Below are 23,678 nucleotides of genomic sequence, written 5' to 3'. Positions count from 1 at the left end.
CAAACCGAATTTCTAAGGAGGAGACGAAAATGGTCAAAAAGCTATTTCTCCTGTTGATCATGATCTCCTTGTTGGCTAACTGGTTAGGAAAGGGGTTTGCACAAGCCAAACAGGGAATGACCAAGTGGGAGTACTATAAATATCTGAAGCAAAAATACGAAAATCGCCCTCCTGCCAAGCTGGCGAAACCGTCGGGTTTCAATGACCGAAAATACGGGCGATTTGATGTGGGAAAGATCGGCTTAGAAATTAATAATGCGAATACATTGGGCTATAGTCGCGAGATGCTCACGTTTGAATACCCAATTGGATCTTCCATTACCTATCAATGGTGTCAAACCTTGATCGTGGCTGGCATTTTGAATGGTCAGAAATGCGTATCCAATGGGGGGCTCGGCATTTTTCAAGAGGCCAATGAAAATCACTTTGAACCATTGCCAGGTTACGATTCTGGCATTGGAGAGAATGGACTGGCGATGAGCAATAAGCCCAACTCCTGGGCAGCCGTCTGGCCGAACGATGTCGGCCCGATCGGCTCGATCGGGTTCCCTGGTGTTAAAGATGATGGCGAGGTCGCTGGCGATGCGGAAGGCATCTGGATGGCAGTGGATGATGATAAGGATAGCAAACAGATGACACCGCTTCATGTGAAAAGCTATGGCCGTGGCATCCAATTTTCCAGCATTCTGGCAGAAGATTTTATTGTATTCAAGTATTTCATTACCAATACCGGAAAAGATACCATCAAGGATTGCTACGTTGGAGTTTATACGGAAATGGATTGCCCCGAAGAAGGCAACAATGAGTGGGAAGATGATTATGCGAAATTCATCTCAGTGGATGAAGATCCAGTGCTGGGAAATTTTTTATATATTTGGGACGGCGATGATAAAGCGGCTGGATATGTGGAGAAAGGGGTTGCCTGGCAGGGGCTCAAGATGTTGGAGACACCTCTGGGGCCAGATGGGAGACAATTGGGATTAACGACGCTGGCAATTGCCACCTATACTGATTTTTATGCATTACCAACTCAGGCCGATATTTATAATGAGTTGACCCAGGGGATCGAGAAAATCCACAATGTGACACCCCATCCAGGAGATTGGACGCAAACGCCCAACACCTATGGTCCTGACGTGGCAGCCATTTTGGCCTCAGGGCCGTTCGATCTGGCCCCGGGTCAGACCGTGACGTTCACTTTTGCGAATATCTTCGGGATCAACAAGGCTGACTTGTTGGCAAATACCGCGCTATGCCAAACTGTTTATGATCTCAAATACAAAACTGCTAAAGCGCCGACCCAGCCAAATGTGCGCGCAGTCGCAGGAGATCGACAAGTGACACTATTTTGGGATCCAGATCCGAGCGAAAGCTCCGTGGACGAATTTACTGGCAACAACGCATTTGAAGGCTATAAGATCTATCGTTCAACAGATCGAGGACGAACCTGGGGCGAAAAGATCACCAATTCGGTTGGCGCACTGGTCGGTTATGTGCCGATCGCTCAATACGACCTTGAAAATAATATTAAAGGGGTGAGTCAGCTCGATCCCTATTTCTTCCTGGGCGAGGACACTGGCTTATTGCACAAATTTGTGGATCGCAATTTGAAGAACGGGGTAGAATATTGGTATGCTGTTTGTGCTTATGATCATGAGGATCAATGGGGGATTTTGCCTGTTCCTCCTTTGGAAAATTCACGGCTTTCGGTCGCCCATTTCCCCGGCGATAATACTGTTTCAGTCATCCCCCAGAAAAAACCAGCCGGATATCAAGCTCCCACTCTGTTCGCTGAAAAACGAGGCACAACCACGGTGGATCTGCTCTGGGAGATCATGGCCGAGGATCTGGTGATCGATAATCGGTACACGATCACCTTTAGTGAGGCAGCGGGTCCAGTGCGAAAAACATTCTCAGTGTTCGATAGTCTCAGAAATCAAACCGTCATTAGCAACTGCCCAAATCTCCATGGAGAGGAAGATACTCCAACCTTCGACGGGATTAAGCTCATGATAATTGATGAGGAAAAAGTGGCGTTCGATGCTGTGCGCTCTGGTTGGTTTACCGCCACGAATGAGACCAGCCGATGCAACTGGAAGATCATTGCTACATCAGGCAATCCATTGCCTTATGATTATGAGGTTCGGTTCAACGCCATCGGCGATACTGCTTTCTTCCCAGCCAACATGATTTTTCCATTTCAAATTTGGAACGTGACGCTCAATCAGCAAGCGGACGTGGCGAATTTCACCAAATCGCCAACTGATACTACACCCGAAATGAAAAATTCCTGGACCAGCGGGGATGTATTGCAATTGCGCGAACGGATCGATGGTCAGAGCAAATTGACCTGGGCCATTACCTTATCCCGAAACCCAGTTATGATCGATACGGTGATCAATGGGGTCAAAACTACCATTGTTGATCCTAAATGGGTGGATATTCCGCCTCAAATGGGAGATATTGCCCGGGTATTTACATTAAAACCAGTCACCAAAAACGACCTTTTTATCCTACGGACCAAAAAGGCTAACACTTCTGGTGCGACCCAGCGGGACCTCGACCAAATTACGGTCATCCCCAATCCGTATGTAGTAACATCGGTTTACGAGACAGTACCGTGGATTAAGGAATTGCAGTTTCACAACCTGCCTGAGAAATGTGAGATTCGAATTTTTACTATTTCAGGCGAATTGGTTCAAATTCTTCACCATGAGCCGGGGAGCCAAGGCTATCGCGGCCCAGCCGTTGAAGCTTGGAACCTCTGGAGCTATAATGAACAAGAAGTGGCATTCGGTGTTTACTTTTTCCGCGTAAAAGCCGAAGGGATTGGGGAGAAAATCGGCAAATTCGCGATTATCAAATAGCCGAATTATTCGGTCTTTTTCAAATGGAGGAAAATTCATGGAGCGAAAGACCATATATATCACATTAGCGGTGCTGTTATCCGTTTCGCTGGTATTTGCTGGGAACGATAACACTGGCACATCAGCAGCCAATTTCTTAAAAATTGGGGTAGGTGCGCGCGGTAATGCGCTCGGCGGTGCATTTATTGCCAGCGTAAATGACAATACTGCGCTCTATTGGAACCCTGCTGGCATCGCACAAATCAGCACGTTGCAGGTCGGAATTTGCTATACAGATTGGATTCTGGATGTTAGTCACAACTTTCTCGGTGTGGTTTATCCGCTTGGCCGCGCTGGTGCGATCGGTTTCAGCGCCATCTCGCTATCCATGGGAGATATGAAAACCCTCACCCCTTCAGAACCGGATGGCACGGGCGCATATTTCACCGCCAATGATCTGGCATTGGGAATCAGTTATGCTCGACAATTGACGGATCGATTCTCTGTTGGCGTCTCGGCGAAATATGTCCATGAGTCGATCAGCTTCTCCACCGCTGGAACCTTTGCCATTGATGCCGGGACACAATTCGACACTGGCTATCGCGGCCTGAAGATCGGCATGAGCATCACGAATTTCGGTGGAAAGTTAACGCTAAAAGGCACAGATCAAATGACCAAAGCGGATATCGACGAAGTGATCGAGGGAAATCCTGAGAAAGAGGCGCGGTTGGAGACCGAGGGCTGGACCTTACCACTGATGTTCCGTTTTGGACTTTCCATGGATTTGATCCAGCGAGGTGCTAATCGCCTGACCACCAACTTCGATTTCAATGATCCGCGCGACAATAATCCCTTTGCCGTGCTGGGCGCGGAGTACGGATGGAACAATATGCTATTCTTGCGCGCTGGAGTAATTTATCGTTCTGTGTCATTTGATGAACTGAAACTCACTAAGGCTGAAGAACTTGATCTGATCTATGATTTTCGGCTCGCTTTTGGTGCAGGAGTCAATCTGAAGCTCCCCGGGATGGCATCGCAGATCCGATTCGATTATTCCTATACAGATCTCGGGGTACTGACCCAGGCTCATAGTTTTTCTTTCACTTTTGGCCTGTAACGCGTCCAGTATTTGTGAATATTAGACGAGCGTGGTGGTCTTATGGTAAACCACCTCGCTCGTCCTGATGTACGGACAAAGGCACTCCAATTCTAATTCAACAAACCCGCAGAAAATTTATTGAAACAGAATAGACGAAATGGATGACCCTTGAATATGAGAGTTCACTCTGCCTATTCCCTTGTAATGTTTGTATGGCTGGTCGCTCATAGCTTTGCGCAGGTTTCGTTCAAAAATGAGGCGCAACGGCAGGCTGCGTTTCGATGCATTTTGTCAGAAGAACTCGTTCGGATCTATGACCAAATCTTTGACCCAGAATTGAAGCTTAATTGGGAACAAAAGTATTGGAAGCTTTTAGACCCCACTCCGGAAACCGATGAGAATGAGATATATCTCCAATTTATCGATAGGTTTCGTTATGCTCAAAGACATTTCTCCAATTCTGTGGGGCCGCTTTTTCTGGATGATCGGGGAAAATATTATTTGAAGTATGGCGAGCCAGATGATCGAGTCATTTCCTCTGGGGTCGGCAAAGCTTATCGCGATAATGAGACCTGGGCCTATTACCAATACAATTTATTCATCGATTTTGTCGATCAACTGGGATTTGGCTATCGTGAAGTGCCAAGCTTATTGGACGCCATTACCAGCGGTCCATCGAATCTGAAAATCAGATATGCTGCTGATCTGTATCGAGAACGGTCTTCATTGCATCAACGCTATTACCTGTTCGGTGCAATAGCAGATGAATATTCTGGGTTATCAAGCGAGTCAAAATTCTACCAGCTTAGCCGAGAACTTAGCAATGATAAGAACTTGGCTTTGGAAACAGCCCCTGCAGTTGATTTCAAATTTAGTTATAAGAAACAGCGGTTGGACGCCCAGATGGAGTGCGCCACTTTTCGCGGCGAAGAACAATTCAGCCGTGTGGAATGCTATTATTCCTTTCCTTTGCGACAATTGAAATTTGAGCCAGGCCAGCAGTTTCCGTTGGAATGCTTGGTGAACAAATCGTTTGTCGTATTCGATCAGAATTTCGAAAAGATTTTGCAGCGAGAGGAAAATATTCAAGTGGTGGCCGAACAGCCGGCGGAAATCGAAAAACGCGTTTATCTCAATCAGCACATTGAACAGTTGCCACCTGGTTTTTATCATATCGTTTTGAAATTAGAGAGCAATTCCAGCAACCGATTGGCTATATTGCGCGGTCAATTAAGGGTCAAGGATTTTCGGTCTGACACTCTGACGATCAGCGATATTCAGCTCTCGACCCAGATTCGCGAGGGCATCTCTCAACAGCGTTATCTCAAGCCCAATAACATTCTGGTGGTGCCATATGCATGGAACGTGTTGCGAAGAACCACCCCCTGCTACATTTATTTCGAGCTTTATAATTTAACTCTAAGCGATCAAGGCATCACCCGATTTCGGATTGAGTATGAGTTACAGACGGTCTCAGAACCATCTAGTTCTCCCCTTGATGTCGCCACTCAGTTTATCAGTCATCTAGTGAGAGGCGATAAATCCGAACAAAAGATCGGCAGCAGTTTTGAGTCCGAAGGTAAAGCGGAGTTCCAGCAAATTTATCTGTTGCTCGATTTTTCCAAATTTCCTCCTGGCTCATGCATATTGAAAATTTGGGCAACCGATCTTGTCAGCGGTGGCGTTGCGACAGCGATGAAAAGACTGATAATAAACTGAAACTATGAAATATTTATCCAAAAGCGGCAAGACGTTGGGGATAAATTCCAATGTTCAGCATGATGATTGCAGGTTCAAAATGCCTCTATTTGATTGATGCATTATCAATAAAGCTCAAATTGCGCTTCAGTCTTTGCAAAAGGCAAACGCCCAAAGCGTTCTCGCGCTCATAATTATTCTGCTAATAGATCTTCCGCTAAAAGTCAATCTGCGCAAAAATATTTTTACAAGCCCCAAAATGCTCAACACCATCTAGCTTTGAATCATGATCCGTTTAATACAAGCTCGTTCCAAAAGTCCAGCTCGAAAAAAAATTAAAAATTCACTTGACAATTCAATTTTTAAATATTATATTCATGTAAGAAAAATTTCATAATTCAAATTTATGAAATAAATCTTACAAATCCAATGGAACAACGAAAAGCGATTGAGCGCGCCATCTTGGATCTGGTACCTTCGCTACCGCCCAATCAGAAGAAAGTGGCGGATTTTTTTCTGGAGCACCTGAGCCTGGTCGCGTTGCTTCCAATTAAGGATGTCGCGCTTCGCGCCGCGGTGAGCGAAGCGTCGATCGTCCGATTTGCCCAAATGCTTGGATTCAAGGGCTATAAAGAACTTAAGGACGCGCTATCAACTACATTGAAAAACCAGCTTTCCCCAACCGAATACTACCAATTAGCCATCACCGAAAAAGAAAAAACGCCAGATATTTTCAAGCTTGTTGCTCACAATGTCATCACCAATATTAACGATACCATCAAGTCGATTGAATACAACGTTTTTTCAAATGCTGTGGATAGCATTATTGCAGCGCATCGCATCTATTGCCTTGGAATGGAGCTATCCCATCATTTATCGCGGCTCATGACTTTTCTGCTTCGGACTTATAGCTACGACGCACATTATTTATCGGTGGATTTTCTGCAGTACCGCGAACAAATCGCTTATATGACACCTCAAGATTTATTGATTGCCTTCAGCTTTTCACCATACTCTCGAGAGACAGTAGAGGCGATTTCGTTTGCAAAAGAACGGGGCATTCCAAGCGTTGCTTTCACTGATAAGAAGACGGCACCGATCCGCGAATTTGCCACCTACTGCTTGCAGATTAAAACCGATAATATCATGTTCAGTAATTCGCTGGGGGCGATTGTGACTGTCATCAATGCCATGATTATTGAGTTGAATTTTCGCGATAAAGAACGAACGCTGAAAGCATTGAAAATCATTGAAGAGAACATCAAAGACGAAAGGTACTTCATCAGATGAGAGTTGATGACCGAAGGTTACTGGATCTATTTCTGCAATTAATTAAAATTGATAGTGTCTCGCTTCATGAGCGTGCCATGATGGATTTTCTGAAAGAGAAGCTGAGCGGTTGGCAAATTGAGGCAAAAGAGGATGATGCGGGACAAAAAATTGGCGGCAATGCTGGGAATCTGATAGTTAAGCTTCCTTGCGATTCGAGCGACGAATTACCATTGGTGCTTTTGGCGCACACCGATACGGTTCGTTCTACTGCTGGCGTTAGGCCGCAGATCAAGAATGGTGTGATTTGTAGCGATGGTTCGACGATTTTGGGTGCGGATAATCGGAGCGGTGTGGCTTTAATTTTATATGTGATCACCGAAATTATCGAAAGAAAAATCCGACATCGAAGTCTCGAAGTTGTTTTTACCGTTGCCGAAGAATTGGGAATGCTTGGAACGCTCGCGTTGGATTTCAGCCAGCTTCGAGCCAAGGAGGGATATGTGTTCGATTGTTCGGCGCGGCCAGGCAGCTATGTGGCTGAATCACCCACCGCTTATGATTTTCGGGTCGAATGTCGGGGGCGCGCAGCCCATTCGGCTGTAGCACCTGAAAAAGGGATCAATGCCATCTCCATGGCGCTGGAAATCATGAACCAATTTCCTGTGGGTCGAATTAATCCGCAGACCGTGGCCAATATCGGCACGATTCAGGGGGGCTCTGCCGACAATGTGGTCCCAGATCAAGTGGTTTTCACTGGTGAATTTCGGTCATTCGCGCCAGAGGAGATCGAGCGATTGAAAGCGAGTTTGCACTCAAGCTGTCGCTCCGTGGGTCAAAAATACGGTGGTCAGTGCAAAGTGACATTTAAGCTAGGTTTTCAAGGCTATAAATTTGACTCTGAAACGCCCGTAGTGCAGCGCCTTCACCGGGCCATGAAGGAACTGCAGCTCGTCCCATCGCCTATGGTTTATTCTGGCGGCAGCGATGTGAACGTGTTGAATGCCAATGGCATCATGGCGGTGAATGTCGGCATTGGAGCGAGCAACCCGCATTCCAATCAGGAACAGATTGCGCTGGCCGATATGGTCAAAGGAGCGGAATTGGTATTGAAATTGGTCGAAGCGGAGGAACGATGAAAAAATTTTCAATAGGTATCCTGTGCTTTGCCTTATGCCTATTTATTGGGGGTGCTTCGGCACAGAAGAAAGGGCATTTGCTCATTATTGGTGGCGGAAAAAAGCCGTCAGATGCTTTGGAGAAATTTGTTGCTCTGAGCGGTAACGGGCCGATTTTGGTGATCACTTCAGCAAGCGGAGAACCGGAAAAGGAAGGGCCCTCAGTGGTTAAGCAGCTCATCAATGCTGGCGCGAAAAATATCCGATGGTTGCATATCGATCGGCCGGAAATTGCCAATACGGATAGCGTAGTAAAGCTGATCGAGGCGGCCTCTGCAATTTTTTTTACAGGGGGCGTGCAGGAACGGCTGATGCAGCGAATCGGAGGAACGCGAAGTGAAGCAGCGATTAAAAAAATCTATTTTGAGCTTGGCGGGGTCATTGGAGGTACCAGCGCTGGCGCTGCTGTCATGAGCGAAGTGATGATTACTGGAAATGAATTAATCAACAAAGACACCACCGACGCCTTCACAACGATCCAGGCAAACAATATTGAGACCAAACGGGGGTTCGGTTTTCTGGACAAGGTTATCATCGATCAGCATTTTGCAGCGAGGAAACGGCATAATCGGCTCATCAGCCTGGTGCTAGAACATCCGAATTTGGTGGGAATTGGCATTGACGAGGATACCGCTATTCTAGTTCAACCTAATGGCAAATTCAAAGTCTATGGCAAAGGCTCGGTGATCGTTTATGATGCCCGAAAAGCGAAATCCATTCAGGTCAATAAGGACGGCTTACTGAGTGGACGAAATCTGAAAATGGCGGTGCTGGTTGATGGTGATGAGTTCGTTATAAATACCAAATCCCGAAAAACAAATCTCAAATAAATTTAAAAACCCAGTTCTCAAAGATTCAGATCAACCCATCACTCTTTTGACCGCGAATATCACTTATGGAGCGAATTCCGAGCATCTATTAGCTTCGCCAATGTCTAGCATTGAATTCGCGCAATTCGGAAAAGTCGCGAAATTAGCGGTTAAGAATTTTTCAAAGATGGATACACGTTTGGGATTTGAAAATTCGAAATTGAGATCTATTTGCTATTCGGGTATTGTGGTTTTGAATTTTCCCAGAGCAACTATCAGACTTACGCGGATAAACAAATTCGAGGAATATGAAGGCCAAATTCACTTTTAATACCCTGGTCATGATTTACGCGATCGTGATCCTGGTAGCAGCATTGACTTGGATCATTCCTGGCGGGGAGTATCAGCGCGAATTTCGGAACGGCCGCACGCTGGTGGTGCCCGAATCATTCAGATATATTGCCAATCAACCACAGGGAATTGCTGCCATTTTGTTAGCTCCGATCAAAGGATTCATTCAAGCTGCACAGATTATCGTATTCCTATTTATCATCGGGGGAACATTTAAGGTCATCGAAATGACTGGAGCGATCTCGGCATCGGTACAAAAACTGGCAATCTTTTTTTCCAGCAAAAAGCATTTGCAGAAATTTTTTATTCCAGTGACCATGCTATTTTTTTCACTAGGAGGTACCCTATTCGGCATGTGTGAAGAAACGATGCCCTTTGTGCTGATCTTTATTCCGCTGGCTTTATCTTTGGGCTACGATTCCCTGGTCGGGACAGCTATTCCATTTCTAGGGGCTGCCGCTGGGTTTGCAGGCGCGGTGTTCAATCCATTCACCGTTGGCATCGCGCAAGGGATTGCCGAGCTGCCCATGTATTCGGGGATGGAGTATCGTCTTTTCGTCTGGGTGCTGAGCACGATTTTCATGACCGCATTTGTCATGCGATATGCTTCCAAGGTCAAGGCTAATCCAAAGCTTAGCCCGGTGTATGAGCTTGATCAGCAACGGAAGCATTCTTTGCATTTGGATAATTCGGCTCAAATCACATTTTCGCTGAATCACAAATTGGTGCTCTTCGCTTTTGTTGCAGCGATGATCCTCCTGGTTTATGGGGTCCTCACGTATCACTGGTATATCAACGAGATTGCAGCGCTGTTTCTTGGGCTGGGGATCGTCTCTGGGGTGCTGGGGAAATTATCGGTAAATGAGATAACTGAGAGCTTGAAAGCAGGCGCGAAGGATATGATGGGTGTGGCATTGATTATCGCCTGTGCGAAAGCCATTCTCGTTGTTGCAACCGATGGGAAAATCTTGGATGTGATGCTCTACAGTTTGGCCAATGTGATCACTCGGTTTCATAAGATATTTGCCGCTCAAACCATGTTTATCACCCAAGCGATCATCAATTTCTTTGTTCATTCTGGCTCAGGCCAAGCGGCATTGACCATGCCAGTGATGGCGCCGTTGGCCGATGTGATCGGCATATCCCGGCAGACCGCGGTGCTGGCGTTCGTCTTCGGCGAGGGCTGGATCAATCCCATGCTCCCAACATCTGGTGTGACGATGGGGGTGCTGGGGCTAGCTGGTATTTCTTGGGAAAAATGGGCGAAATGGCTGTTGCCGATTCAGATTTTCTTTTTCATTCTTGCCCTTTTGCTATTGATTCCACCTGTGGTTTTTCATTGGCAGTGATTGTCAGTCATTGGTCATGATGCACTACATTGATCGTTAATTTTTTCATCATGAAATTTTCGGTCATCGATAAGCAGTTAGCAATGCCGAATTCGATTAAGAGGCTGTTCCACAATTAATAATAATTAAACCAAAGCTGAGGAGGTCATTATGTCATCAAAAGCTACAAATCTCATGTTGTGTCTGCTCCTGCTGATAGGGCTGTTGAGCACGCAGGTCCAGGCACAAATTACTTTTAACACTGGAAAAATCGGCGTCCGATTGAGCAATGCAGGTAGCATCCGCTTATATGCCCCATCCACCAATGACGCTCGACAATTGGATCGCATTAATATCATTGCAGCGTTGTCGGAGAAAGCGGTGTGCGATTACAACGAGGACCAGGATGCGGTGATTTCAGCATTTCAGGTGGCAACACCCACACTTGCTGATATTGAGGCAGTCGCCATTTACGACAATAGTTACTCCAATTTGCCCCCTGATGTGACATTTAAGGTTCACGTTTATGCTTGGAATGACAAGTCGTACCTGATCGCCAGATACACAGTGATCAATGACTCGTCAGCAGAAGTGACGTTGTATCTTGGGCTCGTCACAGTGCCACGAATTGCAGGAAATTATGGCGGTGAAACGAATAAATATAACGCTGACCATCGTATCGCCTACTGTTATCGAGAAGGAGAAACCCCGCATGCTGGTTTGCGGCTGTTATCCAAAGAACCGTATTCCTATCATGCACTGGATTGGTCAGTTTATTCGCCAGCCGATCCCAATTCTGATGCCGCGACAGATTCGACGCGCTATCACATGACTGCCGACCCTGGTTTTGATACGACCATCACGGCTGGAGGTGATGGCTCAATTTATAGTTTAAATGCTGGTCCCTATACGATTGCTCCAGGTGATTCTGTTATTCTAACCTATGCAATCGCCTTCGCCGATATCGAAAGCGATTTGTTTGCAGCAGCCGATTCAGCCCAGAAAAAATATGATAATATCCTGGTTTCTGTTGAGGGATCACCCCTTGCTAATATGCCAGGATCATTTTCATTAGGTCAAAATTATCCTAATCCGTTCAATCCAACAACGACCATTCGGTTTGATCTTAGCCAGGATGCTACCATCGAATTGGCGATTTACAATTTGCAGGGACAACTTGTCAACGTCATTGCTTCGGGAGATTTCAAAGCCGGTTCGCATTTCGTCACCTGGGATGGAAGAGATAGCGATGGAAAAGAAGTCAGTTCTGGGATCTATATTTATCGCCTGAATGGCGACCAAACCGCGCAGAACAAAAAGATGTTGTTGGTGCGTTAAGGATCATATTGTAGGGCAAGATGGCATCTTGCCCTACAATTCTATCCAAAATAACAATGAGGTCTGGAAATGAAAAGAATCATAATCGCAGCTATACTGTTGCTGCCGATGAATGTGATAGCAGGTGTTACTGGAAAATTGGCTGGCAAGGTTGTTGATGCCACCACTGGTGAACCGTTGGTCGCAGCAAACATACAAATTCTCGGCACTAATTTGGGAGCCGCTTCAGATCTGAATGGCAAATTTGTGATTCTGAATATTCCACCTGGAGTGGTTACAGTCAGAGCCAATTATATCGGCTATGAGATGCAAACCATCGCCAATGTCAGGATCAATGTAGATTTAACCACAACCATTGAAATTAAATTAAAACCAGCCACGATCGATTTGGAACAAGAGGTCGTCGTTGTGGCAGAACGTCCATTGATCCAAAAAGATATGACCAGTACCAGCGCGGTGATCCGACGAGATGAAATCGAAGGGTTGCCAGTCGCAAATTTCGTGGAGATGCTTACGCTTCAAGCTGGCGTTGTCAATCAGGAGGGGAGTTTGCACGTGCGTGGTGGACGCTCTAATGAGGTGGCGTATATGATCGATGGCATGTACGTGCAAGATCCGCTGTTGGGCCGCATGATCACCCAAATCAATAACGACGCGATTCAGGAGATGAGCTTATTGAGCGGAACCTTCAATGCTGAATATGGCAATGCGCTTAGCGGTGTCGTCAATATCGTGACCCGCGACGGAGGCGATCAACATAGTGGAAGCCTTGAGGCGAGAACCAGCCAATTTGGGGTGGACCGATACGAGAAGTTGGGCGAAAACCGAATCAATGGCAATATCGGGGGACCGCTATTTACCAAAAAGATTAAATATTTTATTTCCGGGGAAAAGGACGACCGCGATAGCTATCTTCCATTTGGATATGATCGGAGCCTGACCCTATTTAATAAGTTGTCATTCTCGGTGTTCCCAAATTTGAAATTGGTCCTTTCAAATCGTGCCAGCAAAGGGAAACGCCAAAATTATAGTCATGAATACAAATATATCCCCGAACAATATTTGCGAAGTCGAAGGCAGAGCTGGCAGACCGTGCTTTCGGCCACGCATACTTTGCGCCCCAATTTATTCTACGATCTGCGCGCTTCCTACTTAGATCAGAAATATTATTCAGGTGTCGATAAGGATACATCCGAGTACTTGTCTACGACGCAACGAGAATATTTGAGCACCGCTGGAAACGGCTATGAATTCTGGCAAAAAGCAGATCCATTAGAAATCATCGATAGCCGGACCAGAACTGCCGATTTCAAGGGAGATATGGTGTGGCAAATTGAAAAAATCAACGAAGTCAAGCTCGGTCTGCAATATAAAAAGCACTGGCTTAAGCTATTCAGCATATATGATCCAAAGCGGAATTTCCCCTACATCAATGACTATCGAATTGAACCTTTTGAAGCTGCCGCTTATGTTCAAGATAAGATCGAATTTCCATATCTGATCATCAATCTCGGTTTACGATACGATTATTTTAACGCGAATGCTCTTTTCCGCAAGGACCCGTTGAATACCAGTTCTCCTTTGATCAGAGTCAAATCTCGATCTCAGCTCAGCCCGCGGATCGGGATTGCCCATCCCGTGTCCGAAAAAACGAAGCTACATTTTGCTTATGGGCATTTTTTTCAAAACCCGGAATATCAATTTCTTTTTGAGAATAAGCAATATGATCTGAACGTGCGTGAGCCGTTGTTCGGCCAGCCGAGTCTCGATGCCGAGCGAACCATTGCTTATGAAGTCGGTCTCTCCCATCAATTTTCAGAGCGGATCGCTGCACATCTTACAGCCTATTATAAAGACGTCACTGGATTGATCGGAACGCGTTATTACGAGGCGTTCATGGGGAATACGGGGCGTTATGTCGGCTATACCGTTTACATCAATGAAGATTATGCGAATATCAAAGGGTTCGAAATAAATGTCGATGTTCGGCCTGGCAAATATTTCTCTGGTGGGCTCAGCTACACGTTCATGATTGCCAAAGGCAGTGCTTCATCTGAAACCGAGCAATATCCAGGGACCCAGGAATCGACAAAATTGTACTATTTGAATTTCGATCAACGGCATAATCTGAGCATCGATGCAATGTTTCGAGTTCCGAATAATGAAGGGCCAAGCATTTTTGGTTTGAGACTGTTACAAAATACGGATTATAGCATCGTATTGAGAGCCAGCTCCGGATTTCCATACACGCCCACTGGAAGAGACATCGGCTTTGTGGATCGAAATTCGCTTCGAATGCCAGGGCGCTACTCGATCGATTTAGAGATTGGTAAAGAATTTCCATTGTTGTACAAAGTGAAAGGTCGGGCGTTTGTCGAAATCCTGAACCTCACTGATCATCGCAATATCCTTTATGTGTACGGTGATACCGGAGAACCAGATTTCACCTTCGTTGGCGGGCACTCGAAAGAGTGGATGAATGATCCTTCAAATTTTGGGCCGCCTCGGATTATCCGATTGGGAATGGGACTGAAATTTTAACTGTAACGCCTTTTATCTGAAATTTTGAATGCTTAGAAAGTAACCATCAAGCTTTTTTATGTCGCCAATGAGTAGCGCGATATTTGTCAAGATCAGCGAAGTCATTTTTCTGACGATTGATCTTAATTTATTGACCATTTAATTTGATGGTGATGAACGATGAAAAAAAATCTGTTTCTTCTGCAAACGATCCTGTTGTTTCTTCCGATGCGGTTGCTATTTTCCCAGGACGCTTTTAAAGAGCGCGAGAAAGAGTTCCGCGAGAGTTATATTGAAAAGACCGTTGGGGTGGAAGATCGTGCAGGCGGTACCCATAATGCGAGCAATATTGGACTTTTTTTCGAAAACCGCGGCAAGCTCTATCCTCGACGGCTCACTCAAGGGCCCTCGGGAGAATTCCCCATCGGTTCTGCCAAACATTACATTTACCGCATCAATCCCATAGTGGGGATCCCTGGTAATGTCATCCAAGGCCGGTTTACCACTAACGAGGAATGGGAGGCGGTTGGCGGCTATCATAATCGGCAATATGCGAAAATTGCGTTCAGCGATAATCCCAGCTCCTGGCATCCCACTTTAGGATGGCCGGTAAAAGATGCGGCGGGCAATCCCATCTTCAAATCCGATCAAGACAGCTACTGCGTTTATGATGATGCCAAGAATTCCGTGAAGGTGCTTGGGATCACTGTCGCGCAGACTGGCTATGCGTATGGCGTTAAATTTGCCCAGAATATGATCTTTTTCAAATTCGAAGTCATTAATAAAGGGACTCAAGACCTCGATAGCCTCTATTTTGCCATGTATTGCGATATCGATGTTGGCAATGTCAGCGGCGGCGTCCCTGAATATCTCGATGATCGAATTGATTTCGATCAGCAAAACAATTTCCTTTACTTTTTTGATGACGGCAAATCGGATGAATGGCCTGGAGGAGTGACGGGTTACTTTGGCGTCGCCATGTTGAAAACTCCATTAGTTGACGGCCAAGAATTGGGCGTTACAGATATGCATTATAATCTTTATGATGACGATAAGGATGACGACACACTGCAATACGCGTTGTTATGCAGTAACCCCAATCTCGTCAAGCCAGCATCATTGATCCCGAAATATTTTCACACTGGCAATCTCGGCAATATCCATTATGATGATCCAGCGACTATCCCTGCCTCTGGATTAGATATTGTCGCGACGATCAGCTCTGGGCCCTATCGGCTGGCGATGGGTGATACGCTGGTTTTTTACACTGCGCTGATCGCAGGGAACAATAAGGACGATCTCTTTGCCTCGTTGAAAACCGCCCAGCGGGTTTTAGCGTTCGATTTCGAAATCAGCAAACCGCCAAAAACGCCAACCCTTTCCGCTTTTGCTGGAGATGGCTTTGTCACCCTCTTTTGGAACGATATCGCTGAGCTGTCAAAAGATAACTATTCTGGTCAATATGATTTCGAAGGATATCGGATTTATAAAAGTCTGGATAAAGGTCTCCATTGGGATCAGTGGGATCGAAATGTAGATCCTTCGGTTGGCGAAAATCCTGTCCCTATTGCCCAATTCGATATCATCAATAATCGAGGGCTGGACACAGGTCTTCAATATAGTTATACCGATACAACTGTCGAAAATGGCTTTGAATATTGGTATACCATTACCGCCTACGATCGCGGCGATGAGTCAGTCGAAAGCCTGGAAAGTCCGCGCGGCAATTCACCAGATGCCATTAATACCGTGTCGGTTATCCCCAAATCGAGAGCTGCTGGCCGTACACCCGTGGCAAGCGATAAAGTTGAACACATTGGGAAAGGCAATTCCAATTATGTGCTCAACGTTCAACCGATCGATCAGGATTCATTGGCCGATCGGGAATATACCGTGAAATTCACCTATGTTCAACGAACGATTCAGGGGACACTTAAGACGCGGATCATTCCAATCATAACCGATTCTTCGAAAACCGAAGCGAAACGTTATGGGATCGAGTTTATTTCGCCAAATGCATTTCATTTGATCGATCTCAATACGGGAGATTACATTGGCTCTGATCCGAGAAATTACCGATCCGGGACCACATATTCGCTCACTGCCGGGATGAGGATAAGAGTGGAGGACCCTGATCCCAATGCAGCTCCAGAATTTTTGCCCAAAGCTGGCGATTATCTGACCTATAACTTCGCAGTATATGTCATCCGCAATAACCAGGATACAGTGGTCGCACCTCAGCCATTTTTGTTGGAGAAGCAACATACAACCCGTGATGGCGTGATTTTTAGCCTGGTCCCACCAGAGGTGATCCAAAGCGTTTCGCGTGTAGGAGGCACAGATAAAGTAACGATCGCTTTTTCTGTGGTTGATCAAACATTAGTTAAGAACAACACATATTTGATAACGATCGTTGCAAAGGGGTTTGATCCAAATGGCAAGGGCTTTGTTTCTTTACAAATCACCAATGCTGCTGGTGCTGCTACTACGATTGATTCACTCTACAATTTAGACACATTTGAATTCGATGGCATTCGCGGCCGAATTGAATTTGAACCGAACGCACCTCCTGGGCCCGGCAATGCGTTCGCTGTGGAAACCGTAGTGCCTGTCATGCCAACGATTCGGGATGCGTATCGCTTCAAAATTAAAGGTTCAACCCTCGATCCTTCTCGGGTCCAAAGCGAATTGAATCAAATTCGTGTCGTGCCTAATCCTTATCTAGTATCATCGCTTTACGAACCCGAGTTCGGCGAATTGCGGCGCGAGCCAATTCGGCAAATTCAGTTCATCAATCTGCCGCCACAGTGCACCATTTATATTTTCACGATCGCTGGAGATCGGGTCAAAACAATTGAGCACAATGCAGCTCATGGCACTGAAACATGGGACTTGCGCAGCGATGGCGGGCGAGAGATTGCTTCAGGTGTTTATCTTTATATCGTGAAAACGGATAAAGCCCAGTTTAAAAGCACCTTTGCCGTCATCAAATAATGGTGCATTAGCTATAACAAAGCTGCTAAGCACCACAGGAAAAACCGCGATGGTATGGCGATTCTGATGCCGATAACCAGAGCGGGCGAGACGAATGATTGAGAACATTCAAACCGAGGTTTGATTATGAAATACATTAGTCGATATTTGATCTTTGCAGTAATTGTGCTGGTGGGGACTCAGCTTTTTGCTCGAAACCCGAATTTAGGGACGAGCGGCGCGCAATTTTTGAAAATTCCGATCAGTGCCCGAGCGGCAGGGATGGGCGGTGCTTACGTTGGCGTCTGTCAGGATGCAACATCTGTCTTCTGGAATCCTGCTGGAATTGCCCAATCAAAAACCCATTCTGCCCATTTTTCTCATACCCGATGGTTCGATACTTTCGATGTCAATGCTGCCAGTTATATCTATAATGGAGGCAGTATTGGCGCTTTTTCGGTCAGTATGGTCTATTTGGGAATGGATGAAATGGAAGTGACCACGGAATTTGCGCCTATGGGCACTGGCCGATTTTTTGATGCTATGGATTTGGCGTTGGGAATCAGCTATGGCAGAAACCTTACTGATCGGTTTCGTGTCGGCCTCACCGCCAGATATATCCAACAGCGCATTTGGAATGAAACCGCTAATGGCATATCGTTCGATGTAGGCACGCAATATCAATTGCCCTTCCGAAATTTGACGATCGCCATGAGCATGACCAATTTTGGCCCCGACATGAGATTCGATGGTCCAGATCTGAAGGTCAAATACGATGAACACCCTTTTTTCCCGAACCGGCTTGTGCCAACACGGCTTGAGACTGAAACGTATCCCTTGCCGCTCAATTTCGAGTTTGGCCTTGCCATGGACCTGGTAAAATCGCCATTTGCCAAAGCGATTGTAGCCATCGATGCGGTTCATCCGAACGATAATCGCGAGCGGCTCCATCTTGGCACAGAAATCTCTTTCTACGATCGTATATTTTTTAGGGGTGGCTATCGGTTGAACCATGACGATGAACAATATAATTTGGGCTGTGGTCTAACAACCTTTGTCTCTGGGGTTCTTATGGGAATTGACTATGCTTATTCCGTTTATGAGATACTCCCAGATGTTCATCGGATCTCGTTTGGGATCAGCTTTTAAAAAAGTGCGATCAAAATAGCTCTATCTTAGGGGTTCGATCGGTTGCAAATTGCTCAGCAATGGTAAACATAAACAACCTTCTCTTTTTATCAGCCTCATTCCCCTGATCACCATGGGGCTGTTTCTGGGCATTGGGTATGGTGTCCTGAAAATCAGGGCTGAGGTTTTATTAATCGGCTCGGCGGCAGTGGCAGGACTTCTGGCGAAATGGCTCGGCTTCACTTGGCGGGAGTTGGAGCAAGGTATCGTGGAGTCCATTCGCCAGGCCATGCCCGCTATGCTCATCGTCATCTGCGTCGGAATGTTGATCGGCTCCTGGATCGCTTCAGGCACCATCCCGATGCTGATCTTCTACGGCTTGAAACTCATTTCCCCGAAATTTTTTCTGGTCACCGCTTGTATGGTATGCAGCGTGATCTCGTTGGTCACGGGGACTTCTTGGGGAACGGTGGGCACCATCGGCATTGCATTTATCGGTATTGCTCAGGGGTTGGGCATCCCCCTGGGCGCAGCGGCTGGCGCTATCGTGGCGGGCGCTTATTTTGGCGACAAAATTTCTCCTTTTTCAGACACTACCAATCTCGCTCCCATTGCGGCCAAGAGCAATCTCTTCGATCATGTCCGCCATTTGCTTTGGACAACCACGCCTGCCTGGATCATCGGACTGACCATCTACTTTGTAGTTGGCCTTCAATTTGAGGGACCGGCGTTGCCAAAGGAGCAGCTCGAGCGAATCCTTGCAACGCTGCAAATGAACTTTCATTTTCATATTTTGCTGCTGCTGCCTGCTGTTGTGGTTTTATATTTTGCGGTGCGCAAATTGCCGACGATTCCAGGTATGGTGGCGGCGTCGGCACTGGCGTCGTTACTGGCGCTGTTTTTCCAAAAGGGATCATTTCAGGAAATTTTAAACGCCATGACCGTTGGGTACACTGCCGACACTGGTGTTGCTGAAATCGATCGATTGCTATCCCGTGGGGGTATGATGAGCATGATGGGTGTCACCCTCATTGCCTTTTGTGCTTTTGCCTTTGCCGGCATCGTGCAAAAGGCCGGCATGCTCAACGTCATTTTGGATCATCTTTTAAAGATCGTGAAAAGCACAGGCTCGTTGATCGCCAGCGTCGTCGGCAGTTGCGTCACCGTAGCGCTCATCACAGGCAGTTCGTTTCTTTCCATCATCGTTCCTGGTGAACTTTTTGCGCCAGCGTTCAAACAACGGAATTTGGCAGCCAAAAATTTATCCCGCACCACCGAAGATTCGGGTACGGTTGTAGTACCGCTCATCCCTTGGAGCATGGCGGGCATCTACATGTCCGGAACGCTGGGCGTCGCTACCCTCGACTATGCGCCCTGGGCGTTCATGTGCTATCTGGGAGTGGTCTTCGCCCTGATCTATGGCTTTACAGGTTTTGCCATCGCCCCGAAAGTTCGGGAGGATGAGACGATTCCGGGGAGTTGAAGCAAATCAAAAAAGATTATGGAACGCGGATGACACGGATCACGCTGATCTTCGCGGATTTTCCATTGCTTTTTATCCGCGTAAATCCGCGTAATCAGCGTCATCCGCGTTCTATTACAGCATTGCCAAAAGCAAGGACTTCTCATGATAAAACAATTTTGGTTTTTATCGATCATCTTTATCGCCCCAGCCACCCTGTTGGCACAGGGCTCACTGCTGCTGGTCGGTGGCGGCGGAGAAAATTATAACGATTGGTCCGATGAGCCGTATCGTTGGTTCGTGCAGCAGGCTGATTCGGGCAAGATCATCAACATCGATGTCGATGCCGTGAGCGACTGGTATCCCCAGTATTTCAAGTCGTTCGGCGCAGCAACCACCTCCGAAGCCTTTCGCATCCCCAATCGGACTGTGGCCAATGACTCAGCAACCTATTTCAAATTGATCTCCGCCAGTGGTATTTTCATCGAAGGGGGAGATCAGTGGAAATATGTTGATGCCTGGAATGGCACGTTGGTGGAAGAGGCCATCCACTTCGTTTTCCAGAACGGCGGAGCGATCGGCGGTACCAGCGCGGGACTGGCAGTCCTGGGAGAGGTGGTATTCGATGCCAAATTCGGCACAGCCTATCCCGAAGATGTCGCCTATAATCCCTATCATTCCCGAGTTCATTTAACTGACGATTTTTTGAAAATCTTGCCAAATGTGTTGACCGACTCCCATTTTCATCCACGAGGGAGATTGGCTCGAATCGTAGCCATGCTCGCCCGGCGCATCGTAGATAATGGCCAAGCGGATCTCATGGGCGTCGGCGTTTGTGAAAATACCGCCATGGGCATCGATCCAGCGGGCAACGGCACAGTGTTCGGCGATGGCACCGTTACCATTCTGTATCGAAGCAATAATTCTAAGATCGACTGCAAACCGGGTCAGCCGCTCACGTTTACAAACATCGTGTTTCATGAATTGACCCGTGGTGCAGTATTCAATTTCAAGACCAGAACCCTGGTCGAGCCTGGTCCCTATTTGCAGCCAGTCACTCAGTTTGAAATCAACAATCAATTTTCTATGGTCAATTTGAACGGAACTGATGACAATGCTCCCAATCTGGGCAGCGTGGTAATCAATGGCATCACTAGCCAGCAACTGGCTGCATGGCGTGGCCAGCTCTCCCAATCCGTTGGCGAAAATAAAGTTCCCAATTCGGTCATCATCCACAAGCTCCTTTGGGAGAATTCGCGTAATGAAACCTATTATTACGAAAATCGCTGGGTCGGCGGAATCTGGGGGATTGCGGAGAAACCTGGTTATCGTGCCATTTATTTGAATGGCGACAGCGATCGCCCTGAATTCAATGCTGTTGCGCAAATCTCCGAAGATGGAATATTAGCAGTGAACAATGGCCTAGTCTATGTCCTCGACACCCAAAGCGCGACCCATTATTGTACCAGATATACCCGCACTGGCAATCGGGCTACCAATTATCGCGGTTTGGTCAACGCGCGACTGCATTGTTTGAAAGCTGGAGATCAGTTTGATCTGAACGTTCAACCATCAAAAGTTGGAATAGAAAAAGATGGCCAGTTTCTTCCATCCTTCGAGCTGCATCAAAACTACCCCAACCCATTCAACATCACAACCACCATTGGCTTCTCATTGACTGCAGCTTCTTTTGTAAAATTAGCGATCTTCAATATCCGGGGCGAAATTGTAACGACCATCGTTTCAGGAATACTTCTGCCAGGCGACCATCGCTATGTTTGGAATGCCGAAGGTTTTGCTTCTGGAATGTATATTTATCGGATCGAAGTGCAAAACATGGTTGAGTCGAGGAAACTAATTTTCTGCGGTAATTTTTATTGATCTCAAGCTTCAAAATGAATCTCTAGCATACCAAATGTTGCAGTAAGCCTGCCTTGCCGCTTGACATTATTGGAAGAGTTTTGTATATTTATATTTAAAAAATAACGATTCCTAAACTTTCAAAGTTTAGGAATCGTTAGAGCCTCTAACTAAAGAAAGGATTCCTAAACCTCTAAGGTTTAAGAATCCTTTCAAACGATTCCTAATCCTTGGAGGATTAGGAATCGTTATGGAATCGTTATGGTTACCCACGAACCAAACAAAAGGAGCCCCCATGACCGAACTGATCTGGGAGGGCAAATACGATAAAGACGGCAAGAAAACCGCACCATTAAGAATCGCCCTGCCGTTTCAAACCATTGAGACCGTGAATGAATCTGCTGCCGACCGCCAGAAAACTCTCGACCTATTTGCCCAGGGCAAGCCCACCGAATGGCGCAACCGACTGATCTGGGGCGATAAAAAATATGTGCTGCCCTCGCTACTGCCCGAATTTGCGGGCAAGGTGAATCTGATCTATATCGACCCGCCGTTCGATACGGGCGCTGATTTTTCCTTCTCCGCCACCATCCCTGATAATCCCGAAACCGAAGAAAATGAAACCACCACATTTACCAAGCAGCCGAGCATTATCGAACAAAAAGCCTATCGGGATACCTGGGGGCGGGGATTGGATTCGTACTTGCAGTGGTTTTATGAGACGGTTGTTTTGTTGAGGGAATTGTTAGCGGAAGATGGTTCAATTTATGTGCATTTGGATTGGCGAATGATTCATTATGCAAAGATTATAATGGACGAGATTTTTGGTTATGAAAATTTCAGAAATATGGTTATTTGGAAAAGAGCGACAATGAGTGGAGCAAAAGCTGTAGGTGGACAATTTGGAAGAAACTATGATAGTATATTATTTTATTCAAAAAATTCTAATGTAATTTTTAATAGACAATATCTCGAATATTCACAAGATTACATCGACAAAAAATTTATTTACAGAGAAAAAGATGGAAGAAGATATCGTTTACAGCCCAAGGGTACAAGATCAAATCAAGCAATTGAAGAGCTTAGAAAGCAAGGAAGAATAATTGAGAGTGAAAGCGGCTATATTCAAATAAAATTTTATCTTGATGAGATGAAAGGTGTAGTTTTAGATGATGTTTGGCTTGACATTCAAGATATTCGAACAATTCAAGGTGAGGAAAAATTAAATTATCCTACTCAAAAACCAGAGCTATTAATTGAACGAATAATTAAAACTAGTTCCAATGAAGGCGATCTTGTTTTAGACTGTTTCTGCGGCTCAGGCACCACGCCAGCCGTAGCCGAAAAGCTCAATCGCCGTTGGATCGCCTGTGACCTGGGCCGATTTGCCATTCACACCACTCGCAAGCGGCTGTTAGGTATTCCTGGGGTGAGGCCATTTGTGGTGCAAAACCTGGGCAAATATGAGCGCCAGCAATGGCTGGGCGCCGAGTTTCAGAGCGCCGAGAACAAGGCGTCGGTGGAACAGCAATACCGCCATTTTATCTTGCAGCTCTATCATGCCGTGCCGCTCAGCGGGTATACCTGGCTGCACGGCGTCAAGGCAGGCCGCTTGGTGCATGTCAGCTCCGTGGAGGCGCCTGTCACCATCACGGACATCAAAAATATGGTGCAGGAATTTTGGAAGATTGTGGGCAAAGAATCGCAGCTCACCAGCAACGGCATCGATGTGCTGGGCTGGGATTTTGCCTTTGAAATCAATGAGACCGCTGCCCAATTTGCTGCCGCCAATAAAGTGGATTTGAAGTTCAAAAAGATC

General features: G+C 46.3%; 14 protein-coding genes. All 14 read left to right on the top strand.

Annotation, left to right across the window (positions count from 1 at the left end; translation table 11 throughout):
- Positions 1-29: 29 nt before the first annotated feature.
- Positions 30-2,867 (top strand): hypothetical protein, encoded by a 2,838-nt coding sequence (locus ONB37_17665; protein MDZ7401990.1) that lies wholly within the window; start codon positions 30-32, stop codon positions 2,865-2,867.
- Between the two features lie 37 nt (positions 2,868-2,904).
- Positions 2,905-3,963: a PorV/PorQ family protein gene (locus tag ONB37_17660; protein ID MDZ7401989.1), complete on the top strand. Its 1,059-nt coding sequence runs from the start codon at positions 2,905-2,907 to the stop codon at positions 3,961-3,963.
- Between the two features lie 156 nt (positions 3,964-4,119).
- On the top strand, positions 4,120-5,664 hold the full coding sequence (locus tag ONB37_17655; protein MDZ7401988.1) for a GWxTD domain-containing protein: 1,545 nt from the start codon (positions 4,120-4,122) through the stop codon (positions 5,662-5,664).
- 408 nt (positions 5,665-6,072) lie between these two features.
- Complete coding sequence (locus ONB37_17650) at positions 6,073-6,933, top strand: MurR/RpiR family transcriptional regulator (protein MDZ7401987.1); 861 nt, start codon at positions 6,073-6,075, stop codon at positions 6,931-6,933.
- Positions 6,930-8,051: a M20/M25/M40 family metallo-hydrolase gene (locus ONB37_17645; GenBank protein ID MDZ7401986.1), complete on the top strand. Its 1,122-nt coding sequence runs from the start codon at positions 6,930-6,932 to the stop codon at positions 8,049-8,051. Before ONB37_17650 ends, ONB37_17645 begins: the two co-directional genes overlap by 4 nt.
- The gene (locus tag ONB37_17640) at positions 8,048-8,920 is read left to right on the top strand and encodes a cyanophycinase (protein MDZ7401985.1); all 873 of its coding nucleotides are present in this window, start codon (positions 8,048-8,050) and stop codon (positions 8,918-8,920) included. The genes ONB37_17645 and ONB37_17640 overlap by 4 nt, the downstream gene beginning before the upstream one ends.
- 287 nt (positions 8,921-9,207) lie before the next feature.
- A complete protein-coding gene (locus ONB37_17635; GenBank protein ID MDZ7401984.1) occupies positions 9,208-10,599 on the top strand; it encodes a TIGR00366 family protein in 1,392 nt (463 codons plus the stop codon).
- Positions 10,600-10,749: 150 nt separating this feature from the next.
- Positions 10,750-11,916 (top strand): T9SS type A sorting domain-containing protein, encoded by a 1,167-nt coding sequence (locus ONB37_17630; GenBank protein ID MDZ7401983.1) that lies wholly within the window; start codon positions 10,750-10,752, stop codon positions 11,914-11,916.
- Between the two features lie 69 nt (positions 11,917-11,985).
- The gene (locus ONB37_17625) at positions 11,986-14,457 is read left to right on the top strand and encodes a TonB-dependent receptor (GenBank protein ID MDZ7401982.1); all 2,472 of its coding nucleotides are present in this window, start codon (positions 11,986-11,988) and stop codon (positions 14,455-14,457) included.
- A 159-nt stretch (positions 14,458-14,616) separates the two neighbouring features.
- Positions 14,617-17,430, top strand: coding sequence for a hypothetical protein (locus ONB37_17620; GenBank protein MDZ7401981.1), 2,814 nt, complete (start codon positions 14,617-14,619; stop codon positions 17,428-17,430).
- Between the two features lie 126 nt (positions 17,431-17,556).
- The gene (locus ONB37_17615) at positions 17,557-18,558 is read left to right on the top strand and encodes a PorV/PorQ family protein (GenBank protein MDZ7401980.1); all 1,002 of its coding nucleotides are present in this window, start codon (positions 17,557-17,559) and stop codon (positions 18,556-18,558) included.
- A 49-nt stretch (positions 18,559-18,607) separates the two neighbouring features.
- The gene (gene nhaC, locus ONB37_17610; GenBank protein MDZ7401979.1) at positions 18,608-20,020 is read left to right on the top strand and encodes a Na+/H+ antiporter NhaC; all 1,413 of its coding nucleotides are present in this window, start codon (positions 18,608-18,610) and stop codon (positions 20,018-20,020) included.
- A 144-nt stretch (positions 20,021-20,164) separates the two neighbouring features.
- The gene (locus tag ONB37_17605; GenBank protein ID MDZ7401978.1) at positions 20,165-21,880 is read left to right on the top strand and encodes a T9SS type A sorting domain-containing protein; all 1,716 of its coding nucleotides are present in this window, start codon (positions 20,165-20,167) and stop codon (positions 21,878-21,880) included.
- Between the two features lie 274 nt (positions 21,881-22,154).
- A partial coding sequence (locus ONB37_17600; protein ID MDZ7401977.1) for a site-specific DNA-methyltransferase occupies positions 22,155-23,678 on the top strand: 1,524 nt, incomplete at its 3' end.

This window comes from candidate division KSB1 bacterium (genome assembly GCA_034506395.1).
In the GTDB taxonomy this organism is placed as follows: Bacteria; Zhuqueibacterota; Zhuqueibacteria; order Thermofontimicrobiales; family Thermofontimicrobiaceae; genus Thermofontimicrobium.
Note: the sequence above shows the minus strand (reverse complement) of the source record. Positions and strands in the feature narration are given on the sequence as shown.

Excerpts from the sequence above, each read along its gene's own strand:
- ONB37_17665 (MDZ7401990.1), top strand. The coding sequence starts at position 30 with ATGGTCAAAAAGCTATTTCTCCTGTTGATCATGATCTCCTTGTTGGCT.
- ONB37_17660 (MDZ7401989.1), top strand. The coding sequence starts at position 2,905 with ATGGAGCGAAAGACCATATATATCACATTAGCGGTGCTGTTATCCGTT.
- ONB37_17655 (MDZ7401988.1), top strand. The coding sequence starts at position 4,120 with ATGAGAGTTCACTCTGCCTATTCCCTTGTAATGTTTGTATGGCTGGTC.
- ONB37_17650 (MDZ7401987.1), top strand. The coding sequence starts at position 6,073 with ATGGAACAACGAAAAGCGATTGAGCGCGCCATCTTGGATCTGGTACCT.
- ONB37_17645 (MDZ7401986.1), top strand. The coding sequence starts at position 6,930 with ATGAGAGTTGATGACCGAAGGTTACTGGATCTATTTCTGCAATTAATT.
- ONB37_17640 (MDZ7401985.1), top strand. The coding sequence starts at position 8,048 with ATGAAAAAATTTTCAATAGGTATCCTGTGCTTTGCCTTATGCCTATTT.
- ONB37_17635 (MDZ7401984.1), top strand. The coding sequence starts at position 9,208 with ATGAAGGCCAAATTCACTTTTAATACCCTGGTCATGATTTACGCGATC.
- ONB37_17630 (MDZ7401983.1), top strand. The coding sequence starts at position 10,750 with ATGTCATCAAAAGCTACAAATCTCATGTTGTGTCTGCTCCTGCTGATA.
- ONB37_17625 (MDZ7401982.1), top strand. The coding sequence starts at position 11,986 with ATGAAAAGAATCATAATCGCAGCTATACTGTTGCTGCCGATGAATGTG.
- ONB37_17620 (MDZ7401981.1), top strand. The coding sequence starts at position 14,617 with ATGAAAAAAAATCTGTTTCTTCTGCAAACGATCCTGTTGTTTCTTCCG.
- ONB37_17615 (MDZ7401980.1), top strand. The coding sequence starts at position 17,557 with ATGAAATACATTAGTCGATATTTGATCTTTGCAGTAATTGTGCTGGTG.
- ONB37_17605 (MDZ7401978.1), top strand. The coding sequence starts at position 20,165 with ATGATAAAACAATTTTGGTTTTTATCGATCATCTTTATCGCCCCAGCC.